Below are 19,280 nucleotides of genomic sequence, written 5' to 3'. Positions count from 1 at the left end.
ACGTGGGCATACTGCCGTTCATGACGATAGAGACGGTTGTTCTGACCGGCGCCGCCGGACGGGTCGGAAGTGTGCTGCGCGAGCCGCTGCGCCGGCGGCTGCGCAGGCTGGTCTCGGTCGACCGGGTGGCGGTGACCGATCGAGGGCCGAACGAGGAGATCCACAGGACGTCGCTGGCCGGCGTCGAGGACGCGATGTCGGTCATCGGCGGCGCCGACGCGGTCGTGCACCTGGCGGGGGTGCCGGACGAGGCGCCGCTCGCCGACCTGCTGGAGGGCAACGTCCTCGGCTCTCACCACGTTCTCGAGGCGGCGCGGCGGGCGGGGGTAGGGCGCGTGGTCCTGGCCGGCAGCAACCGGCTGACCGGCTGCTATCCGGCCGCGCGAACCGTCTCGCCCCAGCTGCCGCCCCGCCCCGACGGCCTGTACGGCGTCAGCAAGGTCGCCGTGGAGGCTCTGGGGCGGCTGTACGCCGACAAGTTCGGCATGGAGGTGGTGTGCCTGCGGATCGGCAGCCTCGAACCCGAGCCGACCGACCCCCGGCACCTGGCCACCTGGCTCAGCCCGCGCGACTGCGCCGGGTTCGTCTGGTCCGCCCTGACCTGTCCGGGCGTCACCTTCACGGCGGCCTACGCGGTCTCGGCCAACACCCGCCGCTTCTGGGAGCTCGACGAGCAACTCGGCTATCAGCCGCAGGATGACGCGGAGGTCTATGCGGACCGGATCCCCGGAGTGAGCGACTATTTCGCCGGTGACCCGCTGCAGGGCGGCGTCTACGCCACCGCCGACTACACGATCCGGCACGCTCTCGACCCGCGCTGACGGCTCCCGGCGCGCGTCGTTCACGAAGCGAGGGTGATCGCGGCCAGCTCGCGCCAGTCCCTCCGCCCGCCGTCACGGGTCGCCTCGGCGAACACGGTCTCGCCGAGGCGGTTCCGGGCCTCCGCGGCGATCCGGGAGGCGTCCGGCTGCGAACGGTCCGGCGTGCCGCGCACGCCGTCGCTCGCCGCGAGCAGGCGCACGGCCTGCTCGTACTGTCCCTGGCGCAGCGCGAGATCCGCGATCCCGATCAACATCTCGGCGATCGTCGGTGGATAGGTGCGCTCCGTGGACCGGGCGGCGCGCAACGCCTCGGCCCGATAGGCGCGGGCCTGTTCGAGATCGTCGGTGAGGTAGGCGTACAGGTGCATGGTCATGGCGCGGACGGTGTCGGTCATCTCCGCGTCGCCCAGCACCGCCCGCACCGTGGCCAGGTGCTCGCGCACATTGTCCGGCTCGCCGCGCCAGCGCGCCAGCTGCGCCTTCGAGAGCGCCAGCTCGACGAGCGCGTCCGGCCAGGCGATCCCGCCCGCGCACCGCTGCGCCTCCGCCATGGCGGCCATGCTGGCCCGCTCATCGCCGAGCAGCCAGTAGAGCTGGGCCAGCCGCGCCCCCACGCCGACCACGTCCTCGGTCGCGCCCACCTCGGTCAGCGCCACGACCGCCTCTTCGTAGTGCTCGCACGCGCGTACGAGCTCGCCGCGCGTGGCGAGCCGATCGGCCAGGAAGATCAGCGCCAGCGAGATCCCCATCCGGTCGCCCAGCGTGCGGAACTCGGCGAGGGCAGTCTCGGCGTCGGTGTCGACGTCGGTCTCGTCGCCGCCGAGCGTGAGCCGGAACCGGCCACGCGTGAGCCTGGCCTGCGCCCGCACCCACGGATCGTCACCGGCGATGAGCGGCTCGAACGCGGGCAGGAGCTCAGCCGGGCCCTGCAGCGTCAGCTCCAGCACCCTGGCGAACACGAGCAGCGGATGGCGCGACCCGCTGCGCCGGGCGTACCGGTGCGCCTCCTGGATCCACTCCCGCGCCTGATACTGGTCGCCGCTGACCCCGGAGGTCATGAACACGGACACCATGAGGTACGCCAGCGCCCGCACCTCGTCGTCGACCTCTCCGGGCAGCGCGGTCGCCGCGATGCCCAGCTCGGCGCCCTCGGCCCTGTGCCCGCTGAGGAAGTAGTACCAGCCCGCCGCCCCGACCAGCCGCATCGCCTCCTCGGCCCGTCCCCCGGCGATCGCCCCGCGCAGGGCCGCGCTGATGTTGTCGTGCTCGGCCTCCAGCGTGGACAACCATTCCAGTTGCCCGGCCCGGCGCAGGTGCGGATCGGCCGTCTCGGCCAGCTCGGTGAAGTAGGCGAGGTGCGCCCGGCGCGCCGCCTCGGTCTCCCCGGCCTCGGCGAGCCGGGCCGCCGCGTATTCCCTGATGGTGTCGAGCATCCGGTAGCGCGGCGCGCCGTCGCCGTCTTCTGCGAGCAGCAGCGACTTCTCGATCAGCGCGGTCAGCAGTTCGAGCACCTGCTCCCCGGTGACCGCCTCGTCCCGGCACACCCGTTCTGCCGCTTCCAGGCTCGCGCCGCCGGCGAACACCGACAACCGGCGCAGCACGCCGCGCTCGGCCTCGGTCAGCAGGTCCCAGCTCCAGTCCACGACCGCGCGGAGCGTCCTGTGCCGGGCGAGCGCCGTACGGCTGCCTCCGGTCAACAGGCGGAAACGGTCATCGAGCCGGCGTGCCAATTGATCGACGGACATCGTGCGCAGCCGCGCCGCGGCCAGCTCGATCGCCAGCGGCACCCCGTCGAGCGCCCGGCAGATCCGGGCCATGGCCGCCAGGGTGCGCGCGTCGGAGCCGATGTCCTTGCGCACCAGATGCGCGCGGTCCCGCAGCAGCCGCACCGAGGGCGAGGCGCCGGCCTCGGACGGGTCCGCCTCCTTCGCGGGCAGCGCGAGCGGCTCGACCTGCCACAGCACCTCCCCGGTGATGCCGAGCGGCTCCCTGCTCGTGGCCAGGATCCGCAACCTGCGGCACTCCCCCAGCAGCCGATCGGCGAAAGCCGCGGCCGCCTCGATCACGTGCTCGCAGTTGTCCAGGACCAGCAGGATCGAGCGCTCGCGGACCGCGGCGACGAGCCGATCCATCGCCTCCCCGCCCCGCGCGCCACCGAGCAGCGGCTGGTCACGCAGGCCGATCGCGGTGAGGGCGGCCTGCGCCAGCTCCCCACCCGCGCGTACCGAGGCCAGCTCGACCAGCCACGCCCCGTCCGGCAGCTCGGAGAGCATCGTCCGCGCGGTCTCCGTGGCCAGCCTGGTCTTGCCGGAGCCGCCCGCCCCCGTCAACGTGACCAGCCGGTGCCTGGCGGCCAGCCCCGCGACCGCGGAGAGCTCATCGTCCCTGCCGACGAAACTCGTCAGCTCGGCGCGCAGGTTGGTCCTGCGGTGCTCCGCCCGCTCGCCCAGCTCGCCCCGCAACACCGCGGTGTGCAGCGCGGAGAGCTCGGCCGACGGGTCGGCCCCCAGCTCCTCAGCGAGCCGCTCGCGGGTGCGCTGGTAGAGGGTCAACGCCTCGTTCCCGCGCCCGGCCTCGGCGAGCGCCCGCATCAAGGCGGCCACGAACCCCTCCCGCAGCGGGTACGCGGCGACCAGCCCGGTCAGCTCGGAGACCAGCTCCGAACCACGGCCGAGGCGGAGGTCGGCATCCACCCGATCCCCGAGCGCGGCGACGTGGAGCTCCTCCAGGCGCGCGACGGCGGCGTCGAACGCGTCGCCGCCCTGCAGGGCGATGTCCGCCATGGGCGCGCCGCGCCACAGCGCCAGGGCCGAGCGCAGCAGCTCCGCCCGCGCCGCGGGCTCGGCGGCACGGGCCTGGCCGACCAGCTGCTCGAACCGGCACACGTCCACGGCGTCGGGAGCCACGGCCAGCCGGTAGCCGCCCGACTCCGCCTCGATCGCGCCCTCCGGCAACACCCTGCGCAGCCTGGACACCAGCGCCTGCAGAGCATTCACCTCGTCCGCGGGCGGCCGGTGCCCCCAGATCCAGTCCACCAACCTCGCCCGGGTGACGATCCGGCCGGCGTGGAGGGCGAGCGCTGCCAGCAGCGCGCGCAACCGGACGCCAGGAACCTCCACGACGGCCCCGTCGCGGTCGCGCACCGCGAACGGTCCCAGCAAGTCGACGCGCACATCAGCCATTCTGCCCAACCGCGACGGCCTCCCGAGCCGGTCCGGCCGCTGCCTGTCAGCGGCCGTGTCAGCACGGCGACAGCCCGATATCAGAGCCGTCGGCGAGGGTGGGACCCATGGAACACACCGTCTCCGCCATGCCGACCGCCCGCCGGCCCGGCTGTCCGTTCGACCCGCCGGCAGAGCTGACCGAGGCCCGCGAGCACGGCCCGATCAGCCGCCTCCCCTTCCCCGACGGACACCAGGGCTGGCTGGTCACCGGTTATGACCTGGTCCGGTCGGTCCTGGCCGACTCGCGGTTCAGCTCGCGCAAGGAGCTCATGCGCCACCATCCGATCATCGACTACGGCGACATCGAGGTCCCTCCGGCGCCGCCCGGCGAGTTCCTCCTCATGGACGAGCCGCGGCACAGCCGCTACCGCAAACCGCTGGTGGGCAAGTTCACCGTGCGGCGGATGCGACTGCTCACCGAGCGCGTCCAGCAGGTCACCACCGAGCACCTGGACGCCATGGAGCAGGCCGGGCCGCCGGCGGACCTGGTGACCGCCTTCGCCAAGCCCATCCCCGCCGTCATCATCTGTGAGCTGCTGGGCGTGCCGTACGAGGACCGGAGTTCCTTCCAGGAGCACATCGACAAGTTCCTCGGCGGGGAGGCCAGTGACGAGGACCTGATCGCGGCCTACACCGCGACCCAGCAGTACCTCGCGGAACTGGTCGCCGCCAAGCGCGCCGACCCCACCGACGACGTGCTCAGCGACCTGCTCGACAGCGACCTGACCGATGAGGAGCTACGCGGGATCGCCCTGATCCTGCTGTCGGCCGGGTTCGACACCACCGCGAACATGCTGGCGCTGGGCACGTTCGCGCTACTGCGCAACCCGGCGCAGCTGGCCGCGCTGCGCGCCGATCCCGCGCTCGCCGACCGGGCCGTGGAGGAGCTGCTGCGGTATCTGAGCGTCGCCAAGATGTTCATGCGCACCGCGCTGGAGGACGTCGAGCTGGGCGGCCACACCATCAAGGCCGGTACGGCGGTCATCCTGCAGTACAACGTCGCCAACCGCGACCCCGAACGCTTCGCCGCCCCCCACACTCTCGACCTGCGCCGGCAGGACGGCGGGCACCTGGCCTTCGGCCACGGCATCCACCAGTGCCTGGGCCAGCAGCTGGCCCGGGTGGAGATGCGGGTCGCCTTCACCGCGCTGCTCGCCCGCTTCCCCACCCTGCGCCTGGCCGTACCAGCCGAAGAGGTCGCCCTGCGCCCGGAGACCGCCGACATCTACGGAGTCAAGAGCCTCCCGGTCACCTGGGACGCGTAACCGCCTCGGCCGGGCGCCGGCGCGAGGTAGAGCACGTCAGGTGAGCGCCCATTCGCCTTTCTGCTGAGCGAAGCCCGAGTCCAGCGCGTACTGGAACTTGGCCGGCTTCGCCGCCTCCGGCACTTCGTACACGATCATCCCTTTGCGGGTGTCGCCCACGCCGTCGAGGTGCCGCCGAAGGACTGTCCCTCGCGCACCTCGTGGAAGGACGGCCGGTACTGCCGGCCCTCACCGTCGATCAGCATCGCCCCGTTCGTCGGAGAGTCGCTGTACACCGCCTGCCCGACGTTCGACAGGGTGACCTGGACGGCGACGAGCTTCATGAAGTCCTGCGCGGGCGTGGCAGGTCGACCATCTGGGTCACAGTCACCGCCATCCGCAGCCCTGGGTCTATTCCGGCGAGCGTGATCGTCCCGCCGACTCCGGCGGGACCCTGCTCCTGTTCCTGTTCTGCGGGCGGCGCTGTCGGCGGCTGCCGGGCGGCCTCGTCCTCGACGGCGCTGGCAGGTTGGCGGTGACGGGTGTCCGCATCCGGACATCTCCGCTGGTCGAGGAGGGGAACGGCTCGCCCTGTCCACCGGCGCCCCGGCCTCAGCGGTGTGACGTGGCTCATGGCGGGACGGGCGGCGCGATGAGTCAGTCGCAGTACCTCCACTGGGTGGAGGTGGTGCCGTAGATTCCTCCGCCGTAGATCGCCTTGATGGATCCCGTCCACCTGATGCACGTGCCGGCGGCCTTGCCGCTGGCCGCCGCGTAGTGGGCGTAGTTGCCCTCGTCCTTGATGGTCTTCATGCCCTGACGCTCCAAGACGGCCTCCGTGTAGCTGGCGACGCCGTCGGCCCGGCCGACTCTCAGGGTGACCACGCAGTTCTCCTGATAGGTGCCGCTCCACAACACGTAGACCTCACCCAAGGGCATGTTGTTCTTGTTGTCCCAGAGATCCTCCCTGGTGAGCTGCGTATAGGCGCCGTTCGCCCAGCCGCACCCCTGCTCGCTGACGACGGCCTGGCTCAGGGTGTGGGCCGAGGCGGGCGAGGCCACGGACATGATCGAGGCGAGCCCGAGGCCACAGGCCACGCCGGTACGCGCGAGTATGCGCCGGTACGTCCGAGACATGACATGTCCTCCCAAGTACGGCTACATCTGCTCCGGCAGGAGCCGCCCCCGGAGATCGCCATGGACATGGGCCGATTCCCCCGCCGGCTTTGTCTTCAGCATGCCGCAGCACGTGCACGCTGTCCTTAACGGAGCCTGCACAGTTCATTGACGATGGATACACCGCCAGGCGGTCTCGCGGCACGGGTTACACGCCACCGATTTCGCCTCGCTATAGGCGTCATAAAGCTCATTGAAACAACCTTCGCCTTCGGTTCCTTTCATCCGGATCGGCAACTTCGGAGCCGGCCCGGTCTGCCATCGAATGAAAGGACCGGAAACATGAGCATCGAAATTCGCGTTCTCGACCGCGTCGAGACGACCGCGGCGTGCGCAAACCCGCAGGGCCCCACCTGTAACTAGTCCTACGAGCAGGAGGCTGGTCGGCGCCACGCCGGATCCGGATGACCGTCTACCTCTCGGGGATGGCGGTGAACGCCCTCCTGGCGGTCGCCGCGCTGATCCTCTACAACGCCACGCCGCCGGGTGGCCTGCACAACGCCGCCGCGGTGTTGTTCGTCCTCCAGCCGATCATGCTCGCCACCCAGTTCATGTTCTTCATGCGCACCGACGTCTACTTCGTCGTGCAGGACCTGGCCCGCTGCCGCATGCTCCGCAGGCTGGGCACGGCCGTCTCCGCCCGCCGATCCTCCGGTGGCGCGCGCGCAAGCTGACGCCGGGCGTCACGCGCCAGGAGCCCGGTACGCCACCTCCATCCGCGCGGCATCGTCGATCTCCTCCGGCGCCAGCAGGACGACCGTCTTCGTGCGTACCGCCCCGGTCGCCGATATCGTGAGTCCCACTGCGGCCGACGTCGCGTTGTTCGGCAGGTCGAGGATCACGTACGTGTCCGTGTCCCCGAACGCGAAATACATCTGCTCGACCCGGCCGCCGACACTTTCCACCATGCGCTCCACCGCTTGCCGACGTCCGGTGCCGCCATCGTGCAACACGCCTTTGAGGCCCTCTGCGGTATAGGTCGCCTGAATCAGGTACTTGGGCATGGTCGACTCCCTCTCCTCGTGCCGCCGCTCCTGCGTTGAGGCGGCCATCGCGGTCACGTGTCGACGTTCTCGGCTTAGGGTGACGGTAATCCCACCCGCTGTACTGGTTTTCCCATGTCACAGCCCCATGCCAAACAGTGCACCTGACAGCCCTCGACCTGCCTGCAAGATGCGGAACGTCAACGTCGGCCCTGACCAGCGCGAACGCCTTCCGCCGCCCCTGGAGAGGAGTGACCCGGTCCCATCGCAGCTCGCGGGAGCGCCGTCCACCCGCGCGTCTCCGGTAGGCCGCCGTGGTACTCGCCGGACCAAATGATGTGATTACGTCAGCTTCCCGCCTGCCCCCACGGGCAGGCCACCGGCGAGGACATGCCGGCCGAGCGGGGTCAGGCTGTGAACCACGTGCCTGCCGTTCCTGGTCGAGGCCACCAGGCCGCAGTTGCGCAGGATCGCCGTGTGCTCGCTCGCCGAGGAAAGAGACATTCCGGTACGGGCAGCCAACTGCGACGTGCCCGCCGGGGAGGTGAGCGCCCGCAACAGAGCGGTTCGCGGTCTGCCGATGAGCGTGGCGAGGTGCCGGTCGACGCCATCACCGCAGTGGTCCGGCTGCATCCAGTGCTGCGGCGGATCCAGGGGATAGACGAGGATCGGGTCGAGTTCGACGTTGGCCAGGGTCACCGGAGCGCCTCGGCAGAAGAACGAGGGGATCAGTGTCAGGCCGCGGCCGGCGAGGTCGACGGTGAGGTCGGCGGGGTAGGGGGCCGACAGGACGGGGGGATTCCAGCGGATGCCCGCGCCCAGGTTCCCCAGCAGGGCGTGTACGCCACCACCGGCCAGGCATTGGGTGACGGCGCGGCGGTGGGCCTCGGCCTGGTGAAGGATCTGGTCGCGAAACGGCGCCAGCGCGTGCTCGTGATACGTACGGAGGGCGGATGCCAGCCTGCGCAGGTGCCGTGGCCGGCCGGCGGCGACCCCGGCCAGCCAGGATGACCGCTGGCCCGTACCGGTCGCCCTGGCCATCTCCGCACGCAGGCGTGCCCGCCGTACGTGTAACACGGCGTCGATGCCCTCGTCGAGGCTGACGCTTACCGGCACCGGGGTCATGAAATCGGGAAAATACCGTTTCGGAGGCACGATCTCGTACAACTCGGATGCCGCAGGAGCGACTTTGTCGCGCGCTACCGACCGGATCCAAGCAGCCCAGTTCCGGTAGGGATCATGACGAGAATGACGCGCACCCAACTGGTGCAGGCTCAGCACGATCTCCCACATCGGATCGAGGTGTTCGGCGATCCGCACGCGTGCCACATCTTCCGGCGTGAACACAAGCCGCAGCATTGTTCCGCACCCGCCTCGTGCACCGTTTCCTGCGGGACGGTCGCCCAGCCTAGCTGACGCATAGGGCCCATATCGCATTTCGGCTGGAGCCGAAACGACTGGACCCCGTGGCGGGCGGGCTCCGATTCTAAGAGGCCGGTACTCACTGTGCCGAGTCGTGCATACGGACGTGATTGTCCTTGAGGGGACGTGAAGACCATGGGCGAAGTGGTGATGAAGGTCGTCGTTGTGGGGGTGATCCTGCTGATCATCGCTTCCATCATCGTGCCCCGGGTCCGCGGGCGCCGGGTCATGGCGCGCCGGGTGAAGACCATGACCGAGCTGGCCGCGAGCCAAGGCTGGTCGTTCACGCCGGAGAACAACGAGCTGGTCCCGCTCGTACAGCGGCTTCCACGCGCGCTCGGAACCGCGCAGGACATCATCACGAGCCAACTGGTCAGGGCGGAGCCGACGCGCCTGCAAGTCGGCTCGCGCATCATGCACGTCCTCGAAGGCGCCTCGGAGGGGCATCAGGTACAGATCTTCGACTGGGTCGCCGGGCACGCTTCCGGCGCCGGGCGGGCATCCCTGGTCTTTCTGCACACGGTGTGGGCCATCCCGCTGCCCCAGGTGCCGTTCTGGGCGCAGGCGGCGAGCAAGGGACAACCTCATGACGGATGGCGGCCCGGCCAGGTGTTCCGGACCGGCGACAACGCCTTCGACAAGAGATTTCTGACGACCGCCGACGACGCGGGCCACGTGCAGGCCGGGCTCGCCCCTCAGACGCGCCGCCTGCTCCTCGAATCCGACTTCGACGGCTGGCGCCTCGACCCGGAGTTCGGAATGCTCCTGCTGTGGACACACTCCAGGCGCCGATACGTCCCCGCGGAACGGATCCTGCCGATGACGCGGCAGGCAAAGCAACTGGCGGCCGAGGCCATCGCGCTCACGCAAGGACAGCAGGGATAGCCGTACCGTTGTCCGCCTGCCGGGACGTGGAATCTGGTGGCTGGCCCGCTCGGTGACCATCACCTGCCCGTTCGGGAGCTCGCCGGCCAGAACGCGGTGGTCCCGAGCTTCGGCGGCCTGCGGCGAGGCCCCCGCGCCGATGCCGCTGACCAGGTCTTGACGCCGGCATTACCGACGCAGGCGGATGCCCGGATCTACCCTTGAGTTGGAAGGGGCATGCCATGATCACCAATATCGTGATCGCGCTGATCATCATGCTCACGGTCGGGCTGGTGGTCAGCGTCCGAGTCGTCAATCAGGTCGAGCGGGGCGTGGTCTTCCGCTTCGGCAAGGCTCAGCGGGAGATCCGACCGCCAGGACTCACCTTCCTGATCCCGGTCGTGGACCGGATGAAGAAGGTGAACATCCAGATCGTCACGATGCCGGTGCCCACGCAGGAAGGCATCACCCGTGACAACGTCTCCGTTGAGGTTGACGCCGTCGCGTACTTCCGGGTCGAGGAGCCGATGCGGGCGGCCATCGCGGTGCAGAACTACCTGTTCGCGATCGAGCAGGTGGCCCAGACCTCACTGCGCTCGATCATCGGCAAGAGCGATCTGGACGACCTGCTCTCCAACCGCGAGGAGCTGAACAAGGGCCTGGCGCTGATGATCGACAGCCCTGCGCTCGGCTGGGGCATCCACATCGACCGCGTGGAGATCAAGGATGTCCACCTTCCCGAGGGCATGAAGCGATCCATCGCCCGCCAGGCCGAGGCTGAGCGGGAGCGCAGGGCTCGTGTGATCACCGCGGACGGGGAGTTCCAGGCCGCGCAGAGGCTCGCCGACGCTTCGGCCATCATGAACCAGGCCCCCGGCGCGCTCCAGCTGCGCCTGCTGCAGACCATGGTGGAAGTGGCGGCCGAGAAGACCTCCACGCTGGTCATGCCGGTGCCCGTGGAGCTCCTGCGCTTCTTCGAGCGCTCCGCGAACAGCGCTCCGGTTGCGCAGGACACTGAGCAGCCCACCGGCTCCTCGGAGGGGGAGCCTGAAAGGCAGCCGGCCGTGACGAGCTCCGCCACGCCCGAACTGGGCCCGTCAGGGCGTTCCTTCGAACGTGCCGCCGCGGAATCGGCCACAGAGAACGGCGCCTCGCGCACTCCATAGACCATCAGCTGCTTGAGGGCCCCGGACCGCCGCGGCGCGTCCATCAGGGGGGTGACATAGGCTTCCGGCCGGTGCGCCACATCGAGACCGCTCGGCGGTACGGCTGCGGCCCGGGCCGCGAGACGCGGGCACGGCCTCCCCTGTAACTCCCGGACCTGCTCGCTCGAATCCTGGCCCCAAAGGACGGGTTCATTCTCATTCTCGATACTGATAACGTACTCGAGTGAGTGTTTCGACTGAACGGTGGGCCGAGCTGGCGCTTCACCCCGTCCGCATCCGGATCCTGGTCGCCGTCGCCGGTGCCCGCCGTACGGCGTCCGACCTGGCCGGCCTGCTGCCCGACGTGCCGCAGGCGACGCTCTACCGGCAGATCTCCGCCCTGGCCAAGGCCGGGCTGCTGGATGTGGTGGAAGAGCGGAAGGTCGGCGGTGCGACGGAGCGCGTCTACGCGCTGCCCCGGGAAGGCCTGACCCCGACCCCCGAGGCGCTGGCCGCCGCGTCGCGGGAGGAGCACGCGCGGTATTTCACCGCGTTCGTCTCCATGCTCCTGTCGGAGTTCTCGCGCTACCTGACGAGGGAGCACATCGACCTGCCGGCCGACGGAGTCGGCTACCAGCAGGTGGTGCTGCATCTGGACGAGGAGGAGTTCGTGCGCTTCGCGCAGGGCTTCGCCGAGCTGGTGCAGCCCCTGCTGGCGAACGAGGCGGGAGGGAATCGCACGCCCCGGCTGCTGGCGACGATTCTTCTCCCCTTGACGAAGGGATGACACCCATGGCCACGGTCATGATCACTGACGGTCTGATCACCATCGAGTTCGGACGCTGGGAGCGGATGTTCACCGGCAGGTCCCGGCAGCTCATTCCCGCTCATGCGGTACGGCAGGCGGTCGTCACCCACCAGCCGCTGCGCGTCGCCCGTGGCGCGAGAAAGGGCCTCGCGGTGTCAGGCCACACCAAGATCGGCGTTTGGGGCTTGTTCGGCGGGCCCCGCCAGCTGGTGGCGGCCAACCGTGACCAGTCCGGCGCCCACCTGATCCTGGATCGCGCGAGCTCCGGCGGCGAGTTCGACGAGGTCGTCCTGTCGGTGCCGGACGCCGGCCGGCTCGTCGAGGAGATCCGGCGCGTGGCCGCGTGACCGTCCTCAGGCCGTCGGCGCCGGATTCAGGGGCGGAGCACCGAGATCGGCGGACGGCCGTGCCGGGCCCGATCACTCGCATGAACCTGGGCATCGGCGCGGACGGCGGTTATCGTGAAAGCGGTGCGATTCCAGGTGCGGCGGTGACAGCCCGCCGATTCCTCCCGGCGGAGGAACGATCCGGTGCGATCCCGGAGCCATGCGGTGAAACCCCGCCCCCTCTCGGACCCCGATGACGGTCCCTGACGCCATCGGCCGCGGCGGACGCGGCCGACGCCAGCATGAAGGGGATGAGCATGTTCACCGGCAGAGTTCACGAGATCGGCGTGGTCGAATCCGTCGGCGCGGACGACATCGGCATCCGGGCGGCCAAGTGCGCGGGACGGCTGGCCGCCGGCGGTTCGCTGAACGTCGCAGGGGTCCGCCTGACCGCCCAGCATGTGGAGCGCGACCTGATCAGCATGTCGATCAGCACCGAGACCCGGCGCCGGACGACGTTCGACGAGCTGCGGGCTCCGGGGCGGCGGGTGAACCTGGAAACTCCCCTGACGGTCGGCGACCCTCTCGACGGGCACCTGGTGCAGGGCCACGTCGACGGGGTGGGCAAGGTCGTACGCGTCGACGACGGCCCGGGGCTGGGGCGGCGGGTGTGGATCCGCACACCGGAACGGTTCATCGGCAAGATCACCGCCAAGGGCTCCATCGCGGTCGACGGCGTGAGCCTGACCGTGGCCGAGATCGTCAAGGACCGCCTCTCGGTGGCGCTGATCCCCTCCACTCTCGCCGGCACGACCCTGGCCTCGCTGTCCGCGGGCGACCGCGTCAACATCGAGTCCGACGTGGTGAGCCGTCTGGCGGCGGCAGGCCCCGCCTCGGCGAGCGCCCACGTCGCGCGCGCCGTCGCGGCACTGGGCTGGGCCGGGCATCTGTCGGGGCGGACCGGCGTGGAGAAGGCGGTGCGGCAGGTCGCCGCCGGCGGCGCGGTCATGGTGTGGGATCCCGCTCGCGAGGTCGAGGGCGACGTCATCTTCGCCGGCGCGAACCTGCGTCCCGCCGCCTTCACCTTCCTGCTGACGGAGGTGTACGGCTACCCGTGCGTCCCGTGCGCACCGGAGGTCCTGGAACGGCTCGAGATCCCGGCCCTGGCGGGTTCGGGAGATCGCCAGGGTACGGCCTTCCACGCCCCGGTCGACCTGGCCGCCTCCACCGGCACCGGAGTCAGCGCCGGCGAACGCGCCGCGACCGTACGGCAACTCGCCCGCCCGGAGTCCGTGCCCGCCGACTTCACCTCGCCCGGTCACGTCATCCCGATCGCGGCCCGGCCCGGCCTCTTGCGCGAGCGCTCCGGGCATACCGAATCGACCGTCGCGCTCTGCCTGGCCGCGGGCCTGCCGCCGGTGGGCGTCTGCTGCGAGGTGATGAAACGCGACGGCGCCATGGCGGGCGCGGCGGATCTGGAGGCGTCCGCCCTGCGCTGGGGGCTGCCGCTGGTCGACATCGACGATCTGCGTACGTGGCTGTGAGGCACGACGTGGCCGGCGCCTTCGAGCTCACGGTGGAGTACGCCAACGCGGTGCTGCGGGCGCAGCCGTTCAGCGAGCAGGTGGGCGCCCGGATCACCGAACACGATGGGAATTCCGCGAGACGCTGCCTAACTGACCTGCACAGCCATAACGTGCCTGGAGCCCCTCATTCAGAGGGTCCTCCGGCTCCTGTCCGAAAGAATCGGGCGGTGTCGTCATCGGCGGGAAAATACGCCTCGACGGCTATCTCTTCCAGCGTGACGTCGAAAGCGGCGCCGAACGTCGTGACCGTGTTGATGAAACACAGCTCCACGCCGCGATGGCGGATGCGGATGGGCAGCGCCAGGTCGGCGGGATCGAGCGGCGCCGCATCACCTTCGGGACCGTACGTCAAAACTTCCTCATACAGCGCGCTCAGCTCCGCATCACCCGTCTGCGCCACCTGGCGGGCGAGCCGGGGCAGCAGGTAGGCGCGAACCTGCCCGAGGTTGCACACCCTCGGCGCGAACCCGCCCGGATGCAGGCCCAGCCGCATCATGTTGACCGGCGGCCGCAGCAACGACGCATCGACGTCCTCCAGGAAGACGTCAATCGCCGTGTTGGCCATCAGCATGTTCCAGCGACGGTCCACGGCCAGCGCCGGATACGGCTCGTGCCCCCGCAGGATCTGCTCCAGGACCTTCCGCGCCGAGGCCAGATGCGGATCGTCCAGCGGCCGCTCCCGGACGCCGGGCGCGTGGCCGGCCGCGACCAGCAGGCGGTTGCGTTCTCGCAACGGCACGCCCAGATGCTCGGCCAGACGCAACACCATCGCGCTGCTGGGAATGGTCCGTCCCGTCTCGACGAAGCTGACATGCCGGGCGGACACCTCCGCCTGAATCGCCAGATCTAACTGGCTGAGCCCTCTGCGGTGCCGCCACTCGCGCAGCAACTCGCCGACTGGCCGGTCGTGCGTCATGCGAGCGATTATCGCCCCGCCTCGTCGATCACCGCGATTACATGCCAGGTAATCGACAGGGCCAGGCGGCTGCTGCGACGGTGGCCGCATGAGCGAAAGCAGCAAGGCCGCACGCAACAGGCAGCTCGCCCTCCACGGCTTCACCGAGTTCGCGGCGGGCAACATCGATGTGCTCCGAACCCTCCTGCACGAGGACTTCATCGAGCACAGCCCGGAAAACCCCTCCGGGCGAGAGGCCTTCATCGCGTTCATAGCCGAGGCCCCCGTGGCCCGCGCCCGGCTCGACCTCAAACGGGTCATCGCCGACGACGATCATGTGGTGATGCATTACCACATGGCCACGGACGACGACCCGCGCGGCATCGCCGTGGTCGACATCTGGCGGATGATCGACGGGCAGATCGTCGAACACTGGGATGTCGTCCAGCCGGTGCCGGAGGCCGCGCAGATTCCCTACGGGATGTTCTGAGCGGACGGCATGAAGCAGATATCCGCCTCGATCGAGATCGATGCCCGGGCGATGGCGGTCCACCGCCTACGACCGGTTCCGCTCCTGGGGTGCACGGGCGCGATGAGTCTCGCAGTGCTTCCAGGTCTACAGGTCACACCGCTCCATCGCGCTCTGATCGGGAGGCATCTTGAAGCTTCTTCTCACGTCCGGGGGCGTCACGAACACGAGCATCCGTAATGCGCTGGTCGACCTGCTGGGCAAGCCGATCGCCGACGCCCGTGCCCTCTGCATCCCTACGGCGGAGTACGGCCACCCCATGTGCACGCCGGCTTCGGCCTGGCGCTTCATCGCCGGACGGAGCCCGGCACCCATGTGCGACCTGGGCTGGAAGTCGGTGGGCGTCCTCGAGCTCACCGCGCTGCCCAGCATCGGCAAGGACCGCTGGGTCCCCTGGGTCCGGGAGGCTGACGTCCTGCTGGTGGACGGCGGCGATGCCACGTACCTGTGCCACTGGATGCGGCAGTCCGGGATAGCGGATCTCCTGCCGTCGCTGCCCGAGACGGTCTGGGTGGGGGTGAGCGCCGGAAGCATGGTGATGACCCCCCGGATCGGGGACTACTTCGTCGAATGGACGCCGCCCACCGGAAGCGACCTCACCCTCGGATTCGTCGACTTCTCGATCTTCCCGCACCTGGGTCACGAGCTCATGCCGGGAAACACCATGGCGGCGGCCGAGCGATGGGCCGCCGACATCGCGGGTCCGGCGTACGCCATCGACGACCAGACAGCCATCAAGGTGACCGACGGCACCGTCGAGGTCGTCTCCGAGGGGCACTGGAGGTCACTTTCCTCCTAGCCACCGACTCCGGCCGCGAGTGAGCGAGGCGCCCCTCTCATGCCGCAGACTGCGTGCCCTGCGGCCATCCGGTCATGCCGCATTCCAGGCGAGAACCTGGGCCTGGTCACGCTTCGAGCAGAAGGAACCCTCTGACGGATGATCTACACCCACGGCATCCGCCCAACACCAGCATGACCACCCGAACGATCCTCACGCCACCGCCCTGACCAGCTACTTCAAGAGGGCGCAGCTTCACTGAAGCTCGCAGCCGCGGAGCGTCACGAAGTCCACGAAGGTTTCCGAAGCTCGATCGCCGATTACCGGAAAGTCACATTGGGCGCGGTACGTCCTGCCAGCGGTAGAGGTCGCGCAGCAGGGAAATCTCGGCGCCGTGATGGATCAGCTCCCTGTTGACGTGCAGGACGATGCCCTCCATGGGAAATCGCTCGGGACCCACCGTGGGCGGATTCTCCAGGTCAGCGTCCGAGAGCTCGCGGACCCCCGCGTTCCATCTCCCATACATCTCATCGAGCTGTTTCAGCGCCTCGTCAGCGGTCCCCGCGTAGGCGAATGTCTGAAAGTCGACGTCCTGGCCGCCGAAGTGCCATCCGACCCGATAGCCCAGGCAGGAGACGATGATGTGCGCCAGCCGCCAGGCAATCGTGGTCACCGGCGCCGGCACCGGGTCAGGGGACGCGTAGTCCATCGTCCATTCCCCCGAACCTGCCGACATCGGTGCGGCCGACGTGCCACGTGGGCGGATGCTCCAGCAGCCGCGCACCGGCTCCCAGAAGTACTCCTCATCGGCAAGACCGTGCAGCCGCGGCAGCAGGTTCATGTGCCAGTGCCGGTCCAGCTGGTCCGCGAGTCGCTCGCTTCTTGTCATTTCCGCACGCTACATACAACGGAGACCTGGCTGCGACCCTCGCGGACGCCGTCACCGGCCGTGGGCCGCGAGACCGTACCGCAACGGGAGATGACGCTGGGGCTGTGGTGTGGCAGGTGCAAGGTTCGAACTTGCGCAGGCTGAACCGACGACCCTACAGCTCGTGACCGTTGCGGTGGAGGAACAGCCTTCTACCTGCAGGGCCTTGTACCGCGACCATGAGGCTCATGAGCATTGCACGCATATCGCACGGCCACTGTTGGGACCGGAACAGCCGGAATACTGAACACGGTGACCGGGCCTCCAATTGCGCCCTACACCGTGTCTCCTCCTGCCGGGCGTGCGGTCTTTCCGGCGACCAGGGCACAGAGCAGGGCCGTGATCACGAAGCCGACCACCACGGGACCCCTATTAGCAAGCCGAACGCAAGTGTCTCGTCGTACACCCAAGAGTCGTACGCCGGCTGGAGCGCGACGACCGCCAACATGACGAAGGGGGCCGTCAGACCAACGGCCGGCCAGTGGGGCAGACGGGCCAACCACGCAGCCACCATGCTGAGCGGGAAGGGCGCCAGCGCCAACGCCATTGCCAACTTGAGCTCGGAATCCGAGTCGGTGGTCGGCCAGTGGAGGAAAAGCAGCAGTAAGGCCGCAACTGCGGACCCTGCCAAGGCCGACCTCAAGAAGAGACGCACAGCATGATTGTCGCGGATCAGGGCCGGACAGGTCGGTTTCTGGGAAGCTGCCCTGTTGCACCTCGACGATCAGGAAGGGCCAATTCCGGACGATGACCTTCCTGATCGTGCATCCTGGAGCACGAGCTGCCCCGGACGTCGCGTCGCTTCTTCGATCCGCCCGACAGGCTTCAGGCCGTCGAGGACGTCGACGACGAACTGGGACGCGGGGCATGGCTTCGAACTCGTCTCGTGAGTCGTCGTTCAGCACCGTGTGCGTATCAGGTGACGGATGCTCAGCGATGGCGGGGCCCGCCGGTCAGTCGATGCCGTCGATGATGCGGAAGTCGCGCTCGAAGCCGTCGGGGAGGGCCACCAGCGCCTTCTGGTATGCCTCGCTCTCGTATGCCGCGACGGCCTGTTCAAAGCTGTCGAACTCGATCAGAACGACGCGTTGCGTGATTCCGGCCTCGTGGGCGACGACTCGACCGCCACGGGACGGGATCCGGGACAGGGTGCGCCCGCCCCCAGCCTGGACAGCCGGACCGGCCAGCTTGTCGTAGGCATTCAGCCTCTCAGGGTCGGAAAGGGCGGGGTAGACACTGACCCAGTAGCCCTTAGCCATGGAAACCTCCTGTGTTGGGCCGGACACGTCCGACTTCGCATTGACACTCAGAACGATCGATCCCGGCGACCGGTACTGCGGTCAGTTGAATCGTCATATGCGCAGGTTAGGGCTCCATGTGCGGTCGAGGGAAAGACCAGTACGGGATAAACTCAGAACGGATCGTTATCAATCGGCAGGGAGGGCACGTGGCGCCGGATACGGTAAGCCTGCGGTACTTCCTGGTGCTGGCGCAGGAGTTGAACTTCACCCGCGCGGCCGCACGGATCGGTATCGCACAGCCCGCACTCAGCGCCCGGATGCGCCGATTGGAGGCGCAACTCGGTACGGCCCTGCTGGTCCGCAACACGCGTAGCGTCGCATTGACCACGGCCGGTGCGGCTTTGGCGGAGTCCGCGCCGCCCGCGCTGGCGGCGCTGGACCGGGCATGGGACACCGCCCGGAGCGCGGCGGCCGGTGAACTGGGCACGCTGCGCATCGGATACAGCCTCAGCGCCGGGGCCGAGACGGCACCGGCCCTGGTGGACAGGCTGATTCGCGGCAACAACGGACTCGAGGTCGGCGCGGTCCCGATGGCGACACCGGAGATCTCCCCCGCGGTCGCCGACGGCCGCATCGATGCCGGGATCACCCGCGGTGAACAGCCGGGCCGTGGCGTGCGCCGGTTCCTGCTGCGGCGTATGCGCGTCGGGGTCCAGCTGGCGCAGCATCATCCGCTGGCCGAATACCCGGAGATCGAGATCGCCGACGCGGCCGCGTATCCGCTGCGACTCCCGGACCGTGCGGCCAACCCCGTGATCCACGATCAGCTGTCCGCACTGTTCCGAGACATCCGACCACACCCCCGATTCACCACGCCCGCAGTCTCTTTCGACATCTCTCAGCGCGACCTGCGCGACGGGGTCACCCTCGCCCCGGCCGGAGAAGCCGCGGTCACGGCACAACCGGCCGGTCTCACCTGGCGACCGCTGCGGGGCGCGCCCAGCCTGACGATCCACCTGGTCCTCCCACGCGAGCAGTCGCCGCTACACCGCCGCATCCGTGCCGTCGCCAAAACCCTGGCGCACGAGCTGCACTGGCTGCCGGACTGACGCGCAAGCATTCGCACCGCTGAAGACTCCATCACGATCTCCGCTCGGGGGTCGGGGTCGGCTTCGTGCTTCTGAGAGTGCGTTCCGCGAGCTGATGTCCCTTTCGTCGCTGGGAGTGGGATAGGTCGGCTGGTCGGAGGCTCGCTGCTCGGGCTATGAGCGCGGCCGGGTGAACAATCCCGGCTCGGTCTCGATGAGGAT

19 protein-coding genes are annotated in these 19,280 nt (G+C 69.2%); 11 read left to right on the top strand and 8 right to left on the bottom strand.

Annotated features, from left to right (window positions below):
• Nucleotides 1-20: 20 nt before the first annotated feature.
• Nucleotides 21-821 carry an NAD-dependent epimerase/dehydratase family protein gene (locus ACTWPV_RS31005; protein ID WP_443154505.1) on the top strand — a complete coding sequence of 267 codons (801 nt, stop codon included), beginning with the start codon at nt 21-23 and terminating at the stop codon, nt 819-821.
• 20 nt (nt 822-841) lie between these two features.
• On the opposite strand, the gene ACTWPV_RS31000 is transcribed toward ACTWPV_RS31005, so the two are convergent.
• Entirely contained in the window at nt 842-4,003 is a 3,162-nt protein-coding gene (locus ACTWPV_RS31000; protein WP_443154504.1) for a BTAD domain-containing putative transcriptional regulator, read from the bottom strand.
• Between the two features lie 107 nt (nt 4,004-4,110).
• Between ACTWPV_RS31000 and ACTWPV_RS30995 the strand changes: the two genes are divergently transcribed.
• The gene (locus ACTWPV_RS30995; RefSeq protein ID WP_443154503.1) at nt 4,111-5,310 is read left to right on the top strand and encodes a cytochrome P450; all 1,200 of its coding nucleotides are present in this window, start codon (nt 4,111-4,113) and stop codon (nt 5,308-5,310) included.
• Between the two features lie 134 nt (nt 5,311-5,444).
• Here ACTWPV_RS30995 and ACTWPV_RS30990 read toward each other — a convergent pair whose 3' ends face one another.
• Together ACTWPV_RS30990 and ACTWPV_RS30985 are read right to left on the bottom strand one after the other, a co-directional pair.
• Nucleotides 5,445-5,633, bottom strand: coding sequence for a hypothetical protein (locus ACTWPV_RS30990; protein WP_443154502.1), 189 nt, complete (start codon nt 5,631-5,633; stop codon nt 5,445-5,447).
• A gap of 313 nt (nt 5,634-5,946) precedes the next feature.
• Nucleotides 5,947-6,426 carry a hypothetical protein gene (locus tag ACTWPV_RS30985; protein ID WP_443154501.1) on the bottom strand — a complete coding sequence of 160 codons (480 nt, stop codon included), beginning with the start codon at nt 6,424-6,426 and terminating at the stop codon, nt 5,947-5,949.
• Between the two features lie 443 nt (nt 6,427-6,869).
• On the opposite strand from ACTWPV_RS30985, the gene ACTWPV_RS30980 reads away from it, so the two are divergent.
• A complete protein-coding gene (locus tag ACTWPV_RS30980; protein WP_443154500.1) occupies nt 6,870-7,139 on the top strand; it encodes a hypothetical protein in 270 nt (89 codons plus the stop codon).
• A gap of 9 nt (nt 7,140-7,148) precedes the next feature.
• Here the strand turns inward: ACTWPV_RS30980 and ACTWPV_RS30975 are convergent, their stop codons facing one another.
• Both ACTWPV_RS30975 and ACTWPV_RS30970 read right to left on the bottom strand, forming a co-directional pair.
• Nucleotides 7,149-7,469: a GYD domain-containing protein gene (locus ACTWPV_RS30975; RefSeq protein ID WP_347649269.1), complete on the bottom strand. Its 321-nt coding sequence runs from the start codon at nt 7,467-7,469 to the stop codon at nt 7,149-7,151.
• A 321-nt stretch (nt 7,470-7,790) separates the two neighbouring features.
• Nucleotides 7,791-8,564 (bottom strand): ArsR/SmtB family transcription factor, encoded by a 774-nt coding sequence (locus ACTWPV_RS30970; protein ID WP_443154499.1) that lies wholly within the window; start codon nt 8,562-8,564, stop codon nt 7,791-7,793.
• Nucleotides 8,565-9,005: 441 nt separating this feature from the next.
• Between ACTWPV_RS30970 and ACTWPV_RS30965 the strand changes: the two genes are divergently transcribed.
• From ACTWPV_RS30965 to ACTWPV_RS30945, 5 genes are all read left to right on the top strand, one after another.
• Nucleotides 9,006-9,755 carry a hypothetical protein gene (locus ACTWPV_RS30965; protein WP_443154498.1) on the top strand — a complete coding sequence of 250 codons (750 nt, stop codon included), beginning with the start codon at nt 9,006-9,008 and terminating at the stop codon, nt 9,753-9,755.
• Nucleotides 9,756-9,976: 221 nt separating this feature from the next.
• A complete protein-coding gene (locus ACTWPV_RS30960; RefSeq protein WP_443154497.1) occupies nt 9,977-10,900 on the top strand; it encodes a slipin family protein in 924 nt (307 codons plus the stop codon).
• 223 nt (nt 10,901-11,123) lie between these two features.
• On the top strand, nt 11,124-11,666 hold the full coding sequence (locus tag ACTWPV_RS30955; RefSeq protein WP_347649274.1) for a helix-turn-helix domain-containing protein: 543 nt from the start codon (nt 11,124-11,126) through the stop codon (nt 11,664-11,666).
• A gap of 5 nt (nt 11,667-11,671) precedes the next feature.
• Nucleotides 11,672-12,034 (top strand): hypothetical protein, encoded by a 363-nt coding sequence (locus ACTWPV_RS30950; protein WP_347649275.1) that lies wholly within the window; start codon nt 11,672-11,674, stop codon nt 12,032-12,034.
• 290 nt (nt 12,035-12,324) lie between these two features.
• Nucleotides 12,325-13,557, top strand: coding sequence for a riboflavin synthase (locus tag ACTWPV_RS30945; protein ID WP_443154496.1), 1,233 nt, complete (start codon nt 12,325-12,327; stop codon nt 13,555-13,557).
• A 166-nt stretch (nt 13,558-13,723) separates the two neighbouring features.
• Here ACTWPV_RS30945 and ACTWPV_RS30940 read toward each other — a convergent pair whose 3' ends face one another.
• On the bottom strand, nt 13,724-14,515 hold the full coding sequence (locus tag ACTWPV_RS30940; RefSeq protein ID WP_443154495.1) for a helix-turn-helix domain-containing protein: 792 nt from the start codon (nt 14,513-14,515) through the stop codon (nt 13,724-13,726).
• An 88-nt stretch (nt 14,516-14,603) separates the two neighbouring features.
• Between ACTWPV_RS30940 and ACTWPV_RS30935 the strand changes: the two genes are divergently transcribed.
• Together ACTWPV_RS30935 and ACTWPV_RS30930 are read left to right on the top strand one after the other, a co-directional pair.
• The gene (locus ACTWPV_RS30935) at nt 14,604-14,984 is read left to right on the top strand and encodes a nuclear transport factor 2 family protein (protein WP_443154494.1); all 381 of its coding nucleotides are present in this window, start codon (nt 14,604-14,606) and stop codon (nt 14,982-14,984) included.
• A 169-nt stretch (nt 14,985-15,153) separates the two neighbouring features.
• A complete protein-coding gene (locus tag ACTWPV_RS30930; protein WP_443154493.1) occupies nt 15,154-15,822 on the top strand; it encodes a Type 1 glutamine amidotransferase-like domain-containing protein in 669 nt (222 codons plus the stop codon).
• Nucleotides 15,823-16,132: 310 nt separating this feature from the next.
• Here the strand turns inward: ACTWPV_RS30930 and ACTWPV_RS30925 are convergent, their stop codons facing one another.
• Nucleotides 16,133-16,690, bottom strand: coding sequence for a DinB family protein (locus tag ACTWPV_RS30925; protein ID WP_443154492.1), 558 nt, complete (start codon nt 16,688-16,690; stop codon nt 16,133-16,135).
• Between the two features lie 992 nt (nt 16,691-17,682).
• The gene (locus tag ACTWPV_RS30920; protein ID WP_347649282.1) at nt 17,683-17,988 is read right to left on the bottom strand and encodes a DUF1330 domain-containing protein; all 306 of its coding nucleotides are present in this window, start codon (nt 17,986-17,988) and stop codon (nt 17,683-17,685) included.
• 188 nt (nt 17,989-18,176) lie between these two features.
• On the opposite strand from ACTWPV_RS30920, the gene ACTWPV_RS30915 reads away from it, so the two are divergent.
• Nucleotides 18,177-19,079 carry a LysR family transcriptional regulator gene (locus tag ACTWPV_RS30915; RefSeq protein ID WP_443154491.1) on the top strand — a complete coding sequence of 301 codons (903 nt, stop codon included), beginning with the start codon at nt 18,177-18,179 and terminating at the stop codon, nt 19,077-19,079.
• The last annotated feature ends 201 nt before the right edge of the window (nt 19,080-19,280 follow it).

The sequence above is a fragment of the Nonomuraea sp. KM88 genome, assembly GCF_052245635.1.
Classification (GTDB): Bacteria; Actinomycetota; Actinomycetes; order Streptosporangiales; family Streptosporangiaceae; genus Nonomuraea.
Note: the sequence above shows the minus strand (reverse complement) of the source record. Positions and strands in the feature narration are given on the sequence as shown.

Excerpts from the sequence above, each read along its gene's own strand:
- ACTWPV_RS31005 (WP_443154505.1), top strand. The coding sequence starts at position 21 with ATGACGATAGAGACGGTTGTTCTGACCGGCGCCGCCGGACGGGTCGGA.
- ACTWPV_RS31000 (WP_443154504.1), bottom strand. The coding sequence starts at position 4,003 with ATGGCTGATGTGCGCGTCGACTTGCTGGGACCGTTCGCGGTGCGCGAC.
- ACTWPV_RS30995 (WP_443154503.1), top strand. The coding sequence starts at position 4,111 with ATGGAACACACCGTCTCCGCCATGCCGACCGCCCGCCGGCCCGGCTGT.
- ACTWPV_RS30990 (WP_443154502.1), bottom strand. The coding sequence starts at position 5,633 with ATGAAGCTCGTCGCCGTCCAGGTCACCCTGTCGAACGTCGGGCAGGCG.
- ACTWPV_RS30985 (WP_443154501.1), bottom strand. The coding sequence starts at position 6,426 with ATGTCTCGGACGTACCGGCGCATACTCGCGCGTACCGGCGTGGCCTGT.
- ACTWPV_RS30980 (WP_443154500.1), top strand. The coding sequence starts at position 6,870 with ATGACCGTCTACCTCTCGGGGATGGCGGTGAACGCCCTCCTGGCGGTC.
- ACTWPV_RS30975 (WP_347649269.1), bottom strand. The coding sequence starts at position 7,469 with ATGCCCAAGTACCTGATTCAGGCGACCTATACCGCAGAGGGCCTCAAA.
- ACTWPV_RS30965 (WP_443154498.1), top strand. The coding sequence starts at position 9,006 with ATGGGCGAAGTGGTGATGAAGGTCGTCGTTGTGGGGGTGATCCTGCTG.
- ACTWPV_RS30960 (WP_443154497.1), top strand. The coding sequence starts at position 9,977 with ATGATCACCAATATCGTGATCGCGCTGATCATCATGCTCACGGTCGGG.
- ACTWPV_RS30950 (WP_347649275.1), top strand. The coding sequence starts at position 11,672 with ATGGCCACGGTCATGATCACTGACGGTCTGATCACCATCGAGTTCGGA.
- ACTWPV_RS30945 (WP_443154496.1), top strand. The coding sequence starts at position 12,325 with ATGAGCATGTTCACCGGCAGAGTTCACGAGATCGGCGTGGTCGAATCC.
- ACTWPV_RS30940 (WP_443154495.1), bottom strand. The coding sequence starts at position 14,515 with ATGACGCACGACCGGCCAGTCGGCGAGTTGCTGCGCGAGTGGCGGCAC.
- ACTWPV_RS30935 (WP_443154494.1), top strand. The coding sequence starts at position 14,604 with ATGAGCGAAAGCAGCAAGGCCGCACGCAACAGGCAGCTCGCCCTCCAC.
- ACTWPV_RS30925 (WP_443154492.1), bottom strand. The coding sequence starts at position 16,690 with ATGACAAGAAGCGAGCGACTCGCGGACCAGCTGGACCGGCACTGGCAC.
- ACTWPV_RS30920 (WP_347649282.1), bottom strand. The coding sequence starts at position 17,988 with ATGGCTAAGGGCTACTGGGTCAGTGTCTACCCCGCCCTTTCCGACCCT.